The organism is Carnobacterium maltaromaticum DSM 20342 (genome assembly GCF_000744945.1).
GTDB classification, from domain to species: Bacteria; Bacillota; Bacilli; order Lactobacillales; family Carnobacteriaceae; genus Carnobacterium; species Carnobacterium maltaromaticum.
The window spans coordinates 709,855-723,972 of the sequence record NZ_JQMX01000001.1 but is presented as its reverse complement, the minus strand read 5'-3'; the positions used below and the strand labels follow the sequence as shown (position 1 = coordinate 723,972).

14 protein-coding genes and 1 other RNA gene are annotated in these 14,118 nt (G+C 35.0%); 11 read left to right on the top strand and 4 right to left on the bottom strand.

Annotated features, from left to right (window positions below; genetic code table 11):
* Window positions 1-90: 90 nt before the first annotated feature.
* The 5 genes from BR77_RS03390 (at window position 91) to nth (ending at window position 4,606) form a co-directional block, all read left to right on the top strand.
* Window positions 91-567, top strand: a complete 477-nt coding sequence (locus BR77_RS03390; RefSeq protein ID WP_010051220.1) for a cell wall elongation regulator TseB-like domain-containing protein — start codon at window positions 91-93, stop codon at window positions 565-567.
* A gap of 26 nt (window positions 568-593) precedes the next feature.
* Complete coding sequence (locus BR77_RS03385) at window positions 594-1,787, top strand: pyridoxal phosphate-dependent aminotransferase (protein ID WP_015076274.1); 1,194 nt, start codon at window positions 594-596, stop codon at window positions 1,785-1,787.
* Window positions 1,788-1,819: 32 nt separating this feature from the next.
* A complete protein-coding gene (asnS, locus tag BR77_RS03380; protein ID WP_010051222.1) occupies window positions 1,820-3,118 on the top strand; it encodes an asparagine--tRNA ligase in 1,299 nt (432 codons plus the stop codon).
* A 109-nt stretch (window positions 3,119-3,227) separates the two neighbouring features.
* Window positions 3,228-3,941, top strand: coding sequence for a DnaD domain-containing protein (locus tag BR77_RS03375; RefSeq protein WP_015076275.1), 714 nt, complete (start codon window positions 3,228-3,230; stop codon window positions 3,939-3,941).
* Window positions 3,942-3,961: 20 nt separating this feature from the next.
* Window positions 3,962-4,606, top strand: a complete 645-nt coding sequence (gene nth, locus BR77_RS03370; RefSeq protein WP_015076276.1) for an endonuclease III — start codon at window positions 3,962-3,964, stop codon at window positions 4,604-4,606.
* A 66-nt stretch (window positions 4,607-4,672) separates the two neighbouring features.
* Here the strand turns inward: nth and BR77_RS03365 are convergent, their stop codons facing one another.
* Both BR77_RS03365 and recU read right to left on the bottom strand, forming a co-directional pair.
* Window positions 4,673-7,309 carry a PBP1A family penicillin-binding protein gene (locus BR77_RS03365; protein WP_016356427.1) on the bottom strand — a complete coding sequence of 879 codons (2,637 nt, stop codon included), beginning with the start codon at window positions 7,307-7,309 and terminating at the stop codon, window positions 4,673-4,675.
* 23 nt (window positions 7,310-7,332) lie between these two features.
* Entirely contained in the window at window positions 7,333-7,953 is a 621-nt protein-coding gene (gene recU, locus BR77_RS03360; RefSeq protein WP_010051228.1) for a Holliday junction resolvase RecU, read from the bottom strand.
* Window positions 7,954-8,023: 70 nt separating this feature from the next.
* Here recU and BR77_RS03355 point away from each other — a divergent pair, with 70 nt between their 5' ends.
* From BR77_RS03355 to BR77_RS03340, 5 genes are all read left to right on the top strand, one after another.
* Window positions 8,024-8,560 carry an SLOG family protein gene (locus BR77_RS03355; RefSeq protein WP_015076278.1) on the top strand — a complete coding sequence of 179 codons (537 nt, stop codon included), beginning with the start codon at window positions 8,024-8,026 and terminating at the stop codon, window positions 8,558-8,560.
* 99 nt (window positions 8,561-8,659) lie between these two features.
* The gene (gene gpsB, locus BR77_RS03350) at window positions 8,660-8,989 is read left to right on the top strand and encodes a cell division regulator GpsB (protein ID WP_010051232.1); all 330 of its coding nucleotides are present in this window, start codon (window positions 8,660-8,662) and stop codon (window positions 8,987-8,989) included.
* A gap of 44 nt (window positions 8,990-9,033) precedes the next feature.
* Window positions 9,034-9,415, top strand: an RNA gene (rnpB, locus tag BR77_RS18585) — RNase P RNA component class B.
* A gap of 208 nt (window positions 9,416-9,623) precedes the next feature.
* Window positions 9,624-10,778 carry a THUMP domain-containing class I SAM-dependent RNA methyltransferase gene (locus BR77_RS03345; protein WP_015076279.1) on the top strand — a complete coding sequence of 385 codons (1,155 nt, stop codon included), beginning with the start codon at window positions 9,624-9,626 and terminating at the stop codon, window positions 10,776-10,778.
* Between the two features lie 2 nt (window positions 10,779-10,780).
* Window positions 10,781-12,289 carry a gluzincin family metallopeptidase gene (locus BR77_RS03340; protein ID WP_015076280.1) on the top strand — a complete coding sequence of 503 codons (1,509 nt, stop codon included), beginning with the start codon at window positions 10,781-10,783 and terminating at the stop codon, window positions 12,287-12,289.
* Window positions 12,290-12,359: 70 nt separating this feature from the next.
* Here BR77_RS03340 and BR77_RS03335 read toward each other — a convergent pair whose 3' ends face one another.
* Together BR77_RS03335 and BR77_RS03330 are read right to left on the bottom strand one after the other, a co-directional pair.
* A complete protein-coding gene (locus BR77_RS03335) occupies window positions 12,360-12,713 on the bottom strand; it encodes a hypothetical protein (protein WP_015076281.1) in 354 nt (117 codons plus the stop codon).
* 95 nt (window positions 12,714-12,808) lie between these two features.
* Entirely contained in the window at window positions 12,809-13,237 is a 429-nt protein-coding gene (locus BR77_RS03330; protein WP_010051240.1) for a ribonuclease HI family protein, read from the bottom strand.
* 253 nt (window positions 13,238-13,490) lie between these two features.
* Between BR77_RS03330 and BR77_RS03325 the strand changes: the two genes are divergently transcribed.
* Window positions 13,491-13,985, top strand: coding sequence for an EbsA family protein (locus tag BR77_RS03325; RefSeq protein ID WP_010052955.1), 495 nt, complete (start codon window positions 13,491-13,493; stop codon window positions 13,983-13,985).
* The last annotated feature ends 133 nt before the right edge of the window (window positions 13,986-14,118 follow it).

Sequence of the window (14,118 nt, the reverse complement as noted above, 5' to 3'; positions counted from 1 at the left end):
AAAAAGCGCTGGAAATTTGATATACTAGAAGAGTTAGAATAAAACTAATCGTGTGAAATTAATTATAAACTCATTAAAGTAGGTGAACGAATGAAAAAAGGAATTATTTTAACCTTAACGATTGTGATGTCCATTATTGTCATTGGAGCGGGGTATGTGTATTATGTTGGGCATCAACCGATGGCGAAAGCACGAAAAGAAGCTGTAGAAATCGCTGAAGAACATGCAGGATTAAAAGAAATGGATCAATTTTTCTGGTATAATGGAACTGAAACTTATTTTACAGTAACTGGAAAAAATGATAAAAAAGAAAATATTATCGTGATTATTGCAAAAAAAGGAGCAAAAACGCAAATTATTCAACAAAGCGATACAATTTCTGAAAGCGAAGCTCGTAAGTTAACTCGTGAAGCCAAAAATCCTAAGAAAATTTTAGAAACAAGAATTGGGATGGAAAAAGGCGTCCCAATTTGGGAAGTTGCTTATAAAGAAGAAAATGGACGACTAGGTTATCATATTATTACGCTAAAAGACGGAGAGTATGTTCGTGATATTGGCAATATTTAAGTAGTAAATAATGGGGGCGTGGAAGAATGGATTTAATTTCTGAGAGAATGAAAAATGTATCACCATCGATTACTTTAGCAACAAGTGCAAAAGCTAAAAAATTACTTGCTGAAGGCATTGATATTATTGGCTTAGGGGTTGGGGAACCTGATTTTCAGACTGCGGATTCAATCAAAAAAGCAGCGATTCGATCTATTGAAAACGGAAGTGCTAGTTACTACACTGCAACGGCTGGTTTACCAGAGTTGCGTAAAGCGGTGTTACAGCGCGTTTTAGAAGATGAAGGACTTGTTTATGAAGACAATGAAGTTATCGTCGCAGACGGTGCTAAAAATGTGTTATATAATTTGTTTCAAGCTATTTTAAATGAAGGTGATGAAGTTTTAATTTTAGCACCTTACTGGGTTAGCTATACAGAACAAGTGAAATTAGCGGCAGGACAACCTGTTGTGATTGAAACACAACCTGAAAATGATTATAAGGTAACTGTGGCGCAACTTGAAGCACAGCTATCTTCCAAAACAAAAGCCCTTTTACTGAATTCTCCTTCGAACCCAACTGGGATGATTTATACAAAAGAAGAGTTGGCGGCAATTGGAAATTGGGCAGTTAAAAATAATATTTTAATTGTTTCAGATGAAATTTATGGCAAACTGATTTATAATGGACATGAGTTCATTTCGATTGCGACGATATCTGATGAAATTAAAGCTCAAACTATTTTAGTGAATGGTGTTTCAAAGACTTATGCAATGACAGGGTGGCGGATTGGATACGCTTTGGGGAATGCGAAGATTATTAAAGCCATGATTGATGTGGCAAGTCATTCAACTAGTAATCCAACAGCAGCGAGTCAATATGCAGCGATTGAAGCATTAAGTGGCGATCAAGAGATTGTTGAAACGATGCGTCAAGCTTTTGAAGAACGATTAAATGTAGCTTATTCACTATTGTCAGCTATTCCTGGATTTGATGTCAAAAAGCCACAAGGAGCTTTTTATTTATTTCCTAATGTCAAAAAAGCAGCGATGGCTTGTGGGTTCTCATCTGTTGATGAATTTGTCGATGGACTTTTAATGGAAGCTCATGTAGCGGTCGTCCAAGGTTCTGGGTTTGGTGCACCAGATAATTTTAGAATTAGTTATGCAACAGATTTAGTAACATTAACTAAAGGGATTGAGCGAATAAATCAGTATGTACTAGAAAAAATGAATGACTAAAAAATTCAGTTGAACTAAAGGAGCAAGCAGACGTGAAGAGAATTACGATTAATGAAGCAAAAAATTATGTTGGTGAAGAAGTAGAGATTGGAGCATGGGTGGCAAATAAACGCTCAAGTGGTAAAATTGCCTTTTTACAATTACGAGATGGAACAGCTTTTTTCCAAGGAATCGTAGTAAAAAGTGAAGTTGGCGATGATGTTTTTCAATTAGCAAAAGGTTTAAATCAAGAAACATCAATTATGGTTAAAGGAACGATTCAAGAAGATAGCCGCTCAAAATTCGGTTACGAAATTGTTGTCAGTGGTGTTGAAGTTATTGGTGAAAGTCATGACTATCCAATTACTCCTAAAGAACATGGAACTGAATTTTTAATGGACCATCGTCATCTTTGGCTACGTTCTTCAAAACAACATGCAATTATGCAAATTAGAAATGAATTGATTCGTGCAACTTACGAATTCTTTAATAAAGAAGGATTTATGAAAATTGATCCACCTATTTTAACAGCAAGTGCTGCTGAAGATACAACAGAATTATTCCATACTGAGTATTTTGATGAAGAAGCTTATCTTTCTCAAAGTGGTCAATTGTATATGGAAGCAGCTGCAATGGCTTTTGGTAAAGTCTTTTCATTTGGTCCAACATTTAGAGCTGAAAAATCTAAAACTCGTCGTCATTTGATTGAATTTTGGATGATTGAACCAGAAATGGCCTTTATGGATCAAGATCAAAGCTTAGAAGTCCAAGAACAATACGTTGCTTATTTAGTCCAAAGTGTTTTAGATAATTGTGATTATGCATTGAACGTCTTAGAACGCGATAAAGAATTATTGAAAAAATATACAGAGTTGCCATTCCCAAGAATTTCATATGATGATGCTGTTAAGTTATTAAATGAAAATGGCTTTGATGATGTTAAATGGGGAGATGACTTTGGTTCACCTCACGAAACCTTTATTGCTAGTTCATTTGATAAACCAGTCTTTATTTTGAACTATCCTAAAGCGATTAAACCATTCTATATGAAGCCACATCCTGATCGTGATGATGTTGTTTTATGTGCAGATATGATTGCTCCAGAAGGTTATGGAGAAATCATTGGTGGTAGTGAACGTGAAGTTGATTTTGATAATCTATCAGCTGCAATTAAAAAATTCGGTTTAACAGAAGAAGATTACGCTTGGTATTTAGATTTACGTAAATATGGAACAGTTCCGCATTCTGGTTTTGGCTTAGGTCTTGAAAGAGCGGTAACTTGGATTAGTGGTACAGAACATATTCGTGAGTCAATTCCATTCCCACGTCTATTAAATCGTATCTATCCTTAATATGAAAGCAGATGTTACCTATTTATTAGGTAACATCTTTTCTTTTCATTGATCAGTTGTTTTACCACAAAAAATAGCGTAAGATAATGAAGTAAGGAGTTTGATGAAGATGAATAATCAAGTGTTACAAAAATGGTTAAAAGCGGGAGACACAACGGTTTCTAATGTTCTATTAACCTATTACCGTCAAATAGGTCTAAGCAATGAAGAGCTTGTTTTAATTATCCAATTAAAAGCGATGATCGATCAAGGGAGTTTATTTCCCGATACCAAACAAATTGCAGATCGAATGGGCAGCTCAACAGACGAAGTTTTTCAAGGTATCCATGAGTTGATAAAGAAACAAGTCTTAACTATCGAAACGGAAACAAGCCCTGATGGGAAAAGTCAGGATTATTATAGTTTAACCTTACTTTGGGATAAATTAGTCATTTATATCCATCAAGAAGAGCAAATAAAAAAACAATCTGATTCGATTGATCAAGAAAAGAATTTATATGAACAATTTGAAGCAGAATTTGGCAGACCGTTATCGCCGATTGAAATTGAAACGATTGGAATGTGGCTAGATGAAGATCATTATGCGTTGGAATTAATCGAGTTGGCTTTACGAGAAGCTGTTTTGAGCCAAGTTTATAGCTTGAAATATGTTGATCGAATTTTGTTAAGCTGGGAACGCAAAAATATACGGACAAAAGATCAAGTATTAAAAGAGTCTGAAAAATTCAGACAAAATTCAGCACCAGCGAATCAAGTAAAAAAAGCAGCAAAAAATGAATCTACCATGCAAGTACCTTTGCATAATTGGTTGAAAAATGAGTAGTCAGTAGAGGAGGTAGAAGTTTGTTCTCAAAAGCTAAAACAATTCATGCTATTGAAGTGATGGGGGAGATGTTCCCTAATGCTAAATGTGAATTGACACATAAAAATCCCTTTGAATTATTAATTGCGGTGATGCTAAGTGCGCAAGCAACAGATATTTCAGTTAATAAAGTCACACCACATCTATTTGAAAAATATCCAACTCCAGAAGCCTTTTTGGCTGTTCCAGTGGAAGCAATCATGGATGATATTAAGACGATTGGTCTATTTCGTAATAAAGCTAGACATATACAGGGATGCTGTCGTAAGTTGATTGATGAGTTTAACGGTGAGGTGCCAAAAACGAGAAAAGAGCTTACTTCTTTACCAGGTGTAGGTATCAAGACGGCCAATGTTGTACTAGGAGATGCTTTTGGTGTACCTGCTATAGCCGTTGATACCCATGTTGAACGAGTAACAAAACGCTTAGGGATATGCCGCTTAAAAGATTCGGTGGGTGAAGTGGAAGCAACATTAATGAAAAAATTACCCGAATCAATGTGGGTTGAAGCCCATCACCGTCTTATTTTTTTTGGTCGTTATCATTGTACAGCTAGGAGTCCTAAATGTGATATTTGCCCGTTGTTAGAAGAATGTCGTGAAGGCAAACAACGGATGGGTATTTAAAAATAAATAAAAAAGTTCTCTCTCAAAATAAAACTATTTTGAGAGAGAACTTTTTTTATTCAACGATTAAAACCAATTTTTAACAAAACTAGTCAGTCCAGCTAAAAATGGAATGGTTTCTTTACTGCCACTTTTAGCGTTGGTATTTCTTGCGGTCCCTCCAGGAGGCGGTGTGCCCTCTGGATCAGGAACTTCCTCACTGCTACTGCTAGAACTGCTACTTTCTGGTTCTGATGAAGAAGATGTAGCAGATGAACTGCTACTGCTTGAACTAGACGAACTGCTTTGACTAGAACTATCACTAGAAGAATCTTTTGCTGGCGGTTCTTCAGTTGTTTTTGGTACTTGAACTGAAGTAGATGCCGCAGGTCCAGTTTTTCCATTTGCGCTAACAGAAAGGCTAATACTTACTTCACCTTCAGGAGGTGATAAGACCGTATAATTTAAATCACTGGTTGTATAACTTTGTCCACCGACTGTTAGAACATAACTTGGTGTACCTGAAGCTTGTAACTTGTATGCATCCCAAGAAATTGAAATGCTGTTCTTCGCTTTATCGTAGCTAGCCGTTAATCCTGTTGGAGCAGTTAATGCTTCCCCGTAAGAAATTGATGTTTCTGTAGGAGCAAAACCTTTGACAAATAGTTCATTAACAATGCTACTTTGTGGTGTGTTTGGTCCTGGCTTTTTAGCAGGATTAGAACCGTTTTCTACAGCGGAAGAGACAACTGTACTTGGCTTTTTCCAATCTTTTGTTTCGATATTTGCTGAAACGTGGGACATTAATTCTTTATAAATTAAGCCTGGTAATTTTTGTGAAGTCGGATTTAGATCATGATTATCTGCATTTGGATCATCATATCCTACCCAAACAGAAATTGAGTAATTTGTTGTATATCCACTGAACCAAGCATCTGGAGCAGAAGAATCAGGGAACTTAGCCGCAACTGTATCATCGTAATTGGTTGTTCCGGTTTTACCAGCTTGTGGTAAGTTTGGAATTTGTGCGTTTGTTCCCGTTCCGCTTTTAATGACATCTTTCAGCATATCAGTCATCATGTAAGCAGTTGAATCTTTCATTGCTTCTGTACCTTTGGTTTTTAAATCAATTTCAGAGTCATTTTGTAAGACAACTTTGCTAACTGCATAAGGTTCATAATACGTCCCACCATTGGCAAAGGCCGCATATGCCGCAGATAATTGAAGAGGGGTAACCTCACCACCAATAGCATTAGATTCGACTAAGCCGTTGGTAACTCCATCAGGTTGCTTAATATCGATTCCTAATCCTTGTAAGAATGTATTCGATTTATCTAAACCGACTTCTTGCAAGGTTTTTAATGCTGGAATATTTCTCGAATCTTCTAACGCTGTTCGAATGGACATTTGACCTCGATAGCGTTTGTCATAATTGGCAATTGGCGTTCCATCAGAATAAGTGTAAGGTCCGTCAATTACTTGTTGATAGGTTGAATAATTTAAATAGTCAATTGCTGGCCCGTAGGCAGATAAAGGTTTCATTGTTGAACCAACACTACGTTTTAAATCAGTAGCGCGATTTAAGCCACGTTGAGCAGTTTGTTTGCGACTTCCACCTAACGCTTTAATTTGTCCAGTATTTACGTCTACCATAGAGACACCAGCTTGCAATTGATCATCTGGATAAGCAATATAGTCTTCTGTATTTAAGGTATCATAAAGATGTTTTTGCGCATCCATATCTAAGTTTGTATAAACAGTTAATCCATCAGTGAAGACATCTAAATCTGTTTTTTTCGTAACCTCTTCAATAACCTGTTCTAAATAAGCATCAATCACTAAATCATCTGAACTATCGGCTTGATGTTCCACAAGACCTGTCGTTACATCTTCTGCTTTAGCCGCATCACGCTCACTTGCTGTAATTTTTTTATTGTCATACATAGCGTCTAAGACCAAGTTGCGACGTTTAGTTGCTTCCTCAGGATTCGTGTAAGGATCATAGGTGTTAGGAGCTTGTGGCATACCAGCTAATAAAGCCACCTGAGCTAAACTTAATTCAGTTAAAGGTTTTCCAAAATAATAGGTACTAGCTTTGGCCATACCGTAATTATTATTAGCAAGATAGATTTTATTAATATAAAATTCAAGGATTTGTTCCTTTGAAAATTTGCGCTCTAATTGAATAGCAAGCCAAGCTTCTTGAGCTTTTCTTTTTAAGGTTTGATCTGAGGCTTTTGTGGAAAAGACTGAAAGTTTAACTAATTGTTGGGTTAATGTACTTCCACCTTCGGAAGCAAATCCACCAGTTAAATTGGCAACGACAGCCCCGCCAATTCGAATGGGATCAATACCGAAATGTTTATAAAAACGGCGATCCTCAATGGAAGTAATGGCGTCTTTAAGTTGTTGAGGAATCTCATCCCCTTCAGCGACTTCACGATTTTCACTTCCAATTTCTTTAATAACCTGACCCTTACTATCTAAGATTTTAGATGAAATCACGCCACGTAAATCTTTTTCAGTTAACGTTGGGGCAGAAGAAGCATAATAAGCAAATAATGCTACTCCAGATGCTAGTCCGATAACGCCGATACCAACAATACTTAAAATGATTTTTTTCCAAAGTTTCATTTTAGGTTTTCCATTTTTTTTAACTTTAGTTGTTGTTTTCTTTTGTTTCTGTGCAACTCGTGACATCTCGTCATTATTATTGTCCATCATTTATCTACTCCTTCAAAAGACGATTATTCGTCCGCTTTTTCAATAATTAAATCAACTGCATCTAAATACGGGATGCGAGGGGATAACCCATAATACAATTCATAGCCAGATTTTTCAAGTTCTTCTAATGGAATTGACTTGCGACCTTCATTATTTTGTAAGTCCCAGAATGAAATTAGTTTGGTTGCCTCAAGCAAAAAGAGCCGATTAGATAATGAAAAACGCAAGAGAACAAAACAAATGGCTTGTTGCTCGATACATTGTTTCATATGAGTTATTTGGTGCTCATGGAAATTTTTCAAAGGAAAAGATTGTTTGTTTTTCGTTTCCTTCGCTTCGAAATCTAAATAAAAACCTTTATATACCCCATTATAATCTGTTGTAGAAGCTTGTCTAAAATAAGCTTCTTTAATTACCGCAGCGCTTCTTTTTGGATAATCCACTTGCACGATTTGAACAGGTGTTGGTTTTTTATGGATAACCGCTTTTCCAAAAGCTAGATAGCTTTCATTGCTAGCATTTATATCCTCTTCCAAGGTCATTCCACGTTTGGCGAAAGAATGATCTTTTTTCGGGGCTTGCTTTTTTTTGCTAAATTCGGCACTATTAGTATAGCTCTTACCGTTTGGATATTTAATAGCCACAAATAATCACACTCCTTTTTCTATTATATCAAATTATAGGCGGTAAAGAAAAGTAGAAGGCTGGTAGCTTATGTCAAATTTAATAATCAGTGGATATCGTTCTTTTGAATTAGGTGTATTTAAAGAGGATGATCCTAAAATAATAGTCATAAAAAAATGTTTAAAAGAAAATTTAATAAACTTGATTGAAAATGGGGTTGAATGGATTTTAGTTGGTGGACAATCTGGCGTAGAACAATGGAGTGCAGAAGTAGTCAATGAATTGAAAAGTGATTATCCAGAAATCAAACTAGGGGTTATTTTTCCGTTTTATGAGTTTGGCTCTAACTGGAATGAACAAAATCGAATGAAATTAGAAAAAATTAAAGGATACGCAGATTATACAGATAGCACTTCGCATAAACCATATGAAAATCCGCTCCAATTAAGAGCGCATCAACAATTTTTATTAGACCATAGTGATGAAGCTTTATTAGTTTATGATCCCGAATTTGAAGGGAAAACAAAATACTTATATGAAGCAATTCAACGTAAAGCAGATCAAGTTAACTATCCTTGTTCCTTGATTGACTTTGATCAATTGCAAAATAGTAGTAGTGATTTGTAAAATTAGTTTTTTTTTACTGTTATTTTTGGTACAATAGCATTAAGTTACAAAATTGTGTTATAATCAATTTGTGAGAGTATGAAAAAATGAGGTGTAACCATGGCAAATAGAAATTTAACCACAAAAGATATTTTACAAAAAGAATTTAAAACAGCAATGCGCGGCTATAGTCCAGCGGAAGTTGATGAGTTTTTGGATAATGTAATCCGCGATTATGAATCGTACAACAAAGAATTAACGCAACTGAAAGCTGAAAATGAGCGTTTACTTAGTAAAGTGGACGAATTAACTAAACAAGCGACTGTTGCAAAACCAGCGTATTCAGCACAACCGAATACAACAGTAACTAATTTTGATATTTTAAAACGCCTTTCTAACTTAGAAAGACACGTATTTGGTTCAAAATTAGACGATACAGATGAATTATAAGTTTAAATTTAGTTAAATGAATAAAAAATTCAATAAAATTTGTAAATTTTGGGTAATTGCGGTCTAGCTAGACTAGGCTGAGGAAAGTCCATGCTCGCACAAGCTGAGATGCTTGTAGTGTTCGTGCTTAGCGAAAAAATAAGCTAAGGCCTTTATAGAAATATAAAGTAACGGCAGAAAAAAAGTGCTAAGGTTACTTGTAACTATGCCTGAGTATTCTTGAAAAGTGCCACAGTGACGAAGCATTAGTGGAAACGCTAATGGTGGAACGCGGTAAACCCCTCGAGCGAGCAACCCAAACTTTGGTAGGGGCACTCTTTCTAAGGAATTCAACGAGAGAAAGAGGCAAGTAATTGCAGACAGATAATTACCTCCGGATAAAAGAGACCCTGACTTTTTATCTGAGACAGAACATGGCTTACAGAAATTTACAAATTCAGGAAGGCTCCATCTTCTTTTGAAGGTGGCGCTTTTTTATTTAGTTTAGTTTGTATCAACCGATCAAATTTTTGTGAAATCGCATCTAAAAAGTGCTACAATAGGAAAGAACTGTTTATAAATAAGTTTTTTGTAGATAGAGGAATGAAATAAACTTATTTTGATCAAGTAATCAAAATAGAAGTGAGGAATTTAAATGAAAAATTTTCAACTTGTTGCAACGGCAGCTAGTGGGATTGAAGCTCTTGTCGGGAAAGAAATTAAAGATTTAGGGTATGAGTGTCAAGTAGAGAACGGTAAGGTCTTTTTTAAAGGAACAGAACGTGACATTGCTAAAACCAATTTATGGTTACGCACAGCAGATCGAGTTAAAATTATTGTTGGAGAATTTGATGCGTACGAATTTGATGAATTATTTGAAAAAACGAAAGCTCTACCATGGGAAGATTTATTGCCGATGGATGCGCATTTTCCTGTAGCTGGAAAATCGATTAAATCAAAACTATATAGTGTTTCAGATTGCCAAGCGATTGTAAAAAAAGCGATTGTTGACCGGTTAAGTGATGTCTACCATCGGAATACTCGTTTGCCTGAAACAGGTGCCTTGTATCAATTAGAAGTGGCTTTGTTAAAAGATAAAGTTACCTTGACTTTAGATACTACTGGACCAAGTTTGTTTAAACGTGGCTACCGTACCTCTAAAGGTGGCGCTCCGCTAAAAGAAAATATGGCAGCGGCGTTAGTTATGTTAACAAGTTGGAGAAAAGACCGCCCTCTATATGATCCTGTATGTGGTTCTGGAACGATTCCAATTGAAGCAGCCTTGATTGGGCACAATATTGCACCAGGCTTTAACCGTAGTTTTGCGGCAGAAGAGTGGGAATGGTTTGATAAAGAGATTTGGTCTGAAGTACGTACGGAAGCTGAAGGTTTAGCGGATTATGACGTTGAATTAGATATTGTAGGGACAGATATCGATGGCTATATGATTGAAATCGCACAAGAAAATGCTATTGAAGCTGGTTTAGGAGATAGCATCACCTTTAAACAAATGCAGTTAAGTGATTTTACTACCGATAAAAAATATGGAGTAATTATTGCAAATCCACCATATGGTGAACGTTTAGGTGAAGAGGAAGCTGTTCATACTCTTTATCGTCAAATGGGTACGACTTATCGTCCACTAAAAACGTGGAGTAAGTATATTTTAACAAGTGATTTAACTTTTGAAAGTTTTTATGGCGAACGTGCAACTAAAAAACGTAAATTATACAACGGTGCTTTAAGAACCGATTTCTTCCAATATTGGGGAGAACGTCCACCTCGTGCACCGCGTAAACAGGAGGACTAAATATGACAGAATTAGAACAACAAATACAGGGATTTTTAGGTTTATTAAAAGAAATTTCATTGCTAGAAGAAACAGATGCTTTATTAGGTTGGGATGCATTAACAGGTATGCCAGAAGATTCTAGTGAGCACCGCTCAGAAGTAACTAGCTATATTGCTGGTTTAGCTTTTGAAAAATCAGTTTCTAAAAGTATGGCTGATTACTTGGCTTATTTAAGCCAACATCAAGAAGAGCTGAACTCTGAATTGAAAAAAATGGTTGAAATTGTCCAAAAGAACTATGATTTAAATCATAAGATTCCACAAGCTGAGTACCAAGAATTTATTAAAGTTATTTCTCAAGCAGATAGCTCTTGGCGCAAAGCTCGTGATGCACAAGATTTCACTATTTTTGAACCTTCATTAGCTAAAATTATTGCTTTTAAAAAGAAATTCATTGAGTATTGGCATAAGGATGAAAAGACTCCCTATGATGTTTTATTAAACCAATATGAGCCAGGGATGACTGTCGAGATTTTAGATGCTGTTTTTACTGAACTTCGTGAGGGGATTCAAGAAATAGTAAAAAAAATTAACGAAAATGGAACAACTCCAACAACTGATTTTTTAAGTCGGTATATCAGTATTGAAAATCAGCGAGCTTTTAGTATAAAAGTGATTGAAAAAATGGGTTATCGTTTTACCGCGGGTCGTTTAGATGATACGACACATCCTTTTATGGAAAGTATGAACCGAAATGATGCACGAATCACAACAAGATGGGATGAACATAATTTTAAAATGGCTGTATTTGGCATTATTCATGAAGCTGGTCATGGTATATATGAACAAAATATTGCTGAACGTTTTGATTACACTCCTTTGCGAGGAGGAGTATCAATGGGGATTCACGAATCGCAGTCATTATTTTACGAAATTGTGATGGGTAGTGATAAGAATTTTTGGCAGGACAACTATGAATTGCTTCAATCATATAGTGAAGGAAAATTAGATGACATTGATTTTGAGACATTCTATAAAGGTCTTCATAAAACAGCGCCATCTTTGATTCGAATTGAAGCAGATACGTTAACATATCCATTGCATATTATTATCCGTTATGAGATTGAAAAGCTGATTTTTAATGAAGGGGTGTCTGTTTCTGACTTGCCTCAAATTTGGAATGAAAAATATCAAGAGTATCTAGGGATTACACCTGAAAATGATACAGTTGGTATTCTACAAGATGTGCATTGGAGTGGTGGCAGTTTTGGCTATTTCCCATCGTATGCTTTAGGCTTTATGTATGCAGCTCAATTACAACATTCTATGGCTCAAGAACTAGACTTGGCAGCTATCTATAAAACGGGTAACTATGAACCAATCCGTCAATGGTTAACGGATAATATTCATCAATATGGTTCTCTTAAAGAACCAAATGAATTAATTAAAAATGCAACAGGCGAACCTTTAAATCCTCGTTATTTATTGGCACTGCAAGATAAGATTTACCAAGAAGTTTATCACTATTAATCAAATTAAAAGGCTAAGAATTCTCAGTTAAGAGAATTCTTAGCCTTTTTTACAAGCTTTTATAGCCAAATTATGACCTATTTGTTTTTTGTGTTAAATAAATAGTTGGACCAACTATTGAAAAGATAAAGGCAGAAAAGAAAAGAGTGTGAAGGCTATCCGAAGAAACTCTAATTGAACTTAAACCACCAAATAAAGTGACTACTGCGGCCCAAATTGCACTAGAACCAACTCGTCTAGCTAATCTAAATTGTTGTTGAATTTTTAATTTGCTAGGATTCCCTTTTGGTTCTTTGGCTAAAATCCAAAGCATTTTGCCTTTATAAATCAAACGACCTAAAATAAAAAGAATCAGTGAAGTTAGTAGCAACATAGCAATACCTGCATTATCAGAGGCTGATCTAGCTGTTAATAGGACTATCATAATTAGAACAACTCCTTTATTGTTTTAAACTGGAAGAGCCAACATAAGCAAATGAACTATTCCTTAGTTTTAGTATACTGTTTATTCATAAAAATTCAATCAATTGAGCTTTTTTGTTCAATTGATTTTAACCTTTCTTGTAAAGCTTGACGAGCCATATGATCTGCACCTTTATTTTGATTTTCAGCTACCCAATTAATAAAAGTTAATTCAAAAGGAGCTAAAAGAGAACGGATTTGACTTAAGTATAGTTGATAATTTGCTTTTTTTGCGTAATTGCGCTCAACGGCTCTAGCTACAATTTGGCTATCTGTATAGATCATTAATGTGCCAGCTTGCATATTTTGTTCTTTTAAATAGGTTAAACCACAAATTAAGGCTTCAAATTCAGCTTCATGATTGTCTAATAAGTTTGTTAATGGAAAAGCAAGTTGATCATAAATATTTTCCCCAATCACGACAACTCCAGCGCCGCTTGGGCCAGGGTTCCCTTTAGTGGAAGCATCAGTATATAGTTTTAACATAGTTAGCTCCTTTTAAATAAGTTTAATAAGACAAGTGTAAAAGTTTCATGAAAGAAAAGCTAGTGTTTTATCTTTTATTTATATAAATAAAATATTTTGTTTACGTATTTATCCAAAATAATACTTACTTCCTTTGTTTTTTTACATAATTTATTCTTAAGATTATTGGTTTATGATTTTCTTAATGGCATCCTCTTTTAATCTGTGATACTATGTAAACAGTGGAGTAACGCAAAAAGGAGTGAGCACAGTTTTGAAAAATGAAGATAAAAAAAATTATCGACTTTCCTTAGAGCCTGCGTATCAAGTTATTTATTGGTCTGTAAGTTCAATCCTATTTTCTATTAGCTTAATTGGAATTTTAGAAATACAGCGTGCAAATGCGATTAGTATTATTTTTGCTCTTTTATTTGTCACTAGTGTTTATTTAGGGATGGGCTCACATTTGATTATCCAACAAAATAAAATTTATTTGAATTATTTAAGAGGAATTAAAAAGACAGATATTTCGATTGATGAGATTGGACATGCGACAGTTTATCGTTGGGGACAAGACTTAGAGATGAAAAACGATGAACACTCAGTTGTGCTTTATTTTTTCAATAAAAAGAATAAGCAATTATTTTGGAAAAAATTTCTTGAAATGTACCCGGAAGTTTCTGTGACTAAAGATGAAGACACAGTTTCTTATATTCATGGAGCAACCGTGGAAAATAGAATGGATACTGTAAAAAAAGCTACAAATTAATAAAACTCAAACCTGATAAATGGTTTGAGTTTTATTTTTTAATTTTCATCATTTTTCTTGTGTTATAATAGGTTTATTGTTAAAAATGAGTAGAAAATTCTTATGATAAACCCGAAAAAAATAATAGGTGGAA

Excerpts from the sequence above, each read along its gene's own strand:
- BR77_RS03340 (WP_015076280.1), top strand. The coding sequence starts at position 10,781 with ATGACAGAATTAGAACAACAAATACAGGGATTTTTAGGTTTATTAAAA.
- BR77_RS03390 (WP_010051220.1), top strand. The coding sequence starts at position 91 with ATGAAAAAAGGAATTATTTTAACCTTAACGATTGTGATGTCCATTATT.
- gpsB (WP_010051232.1), top strand. The coding sequence starts at position 8,660 with ATGGCAAATAGAAATTTAACCACAAAAGATATTTTACAAAAAGAATTT.
- BR77_RS03345 (WP_015076279.1), top strand. The coding sequence starts at position 9,624 with ATGAAAAATTTTCAACTTGTTGCAACGGCAGCTAGTGGGATTGAAGCT.
- BR77_RS03335 (WP_015076281.1), bottom strand. The coding sequence starts at position 12,713 with ATGATAGTCCTATTAACAGCTAGATCAGCCTCTGATAATGCAGGTATT.
- BR77_RS03355 (WP_015076278.1), top strand. The coding sequence starts at position 8,024 with ATGTCAAATTTAATAATCAGTGGATATCGTTCTTTTGAATTAGGTGTA.
- BR77_RS03385 (WP_015076274.1), top strand. The coding sequence starts at position 594 with ATGGATTTAATTTCTGAGAGAATGAAAAATGTATCACCATCGATTACT.
- BR77_RS03375 (WP_015076275.1), top strand. The coding sequence starts at position 3,228 with ATGAATAATCAAGTGTTACAAAAATGGTTAAAAGCGGGAGACACAACG.
- BR77_RS03365 (WP_016356427.1), bottom strand. The coding sequence starts at position 7,309 with ATGATGGACAATAATAATGACGAGATGTCACGAGTTGCACAGAAACAA.
- BR77_RS03330 (WP_010051240.1), bottom strand. The coding sequence starts at position 13,237 with ATGTTAAAACTATATACTGATGCTTCCACTAAAGGGAACCCTGGCCCA.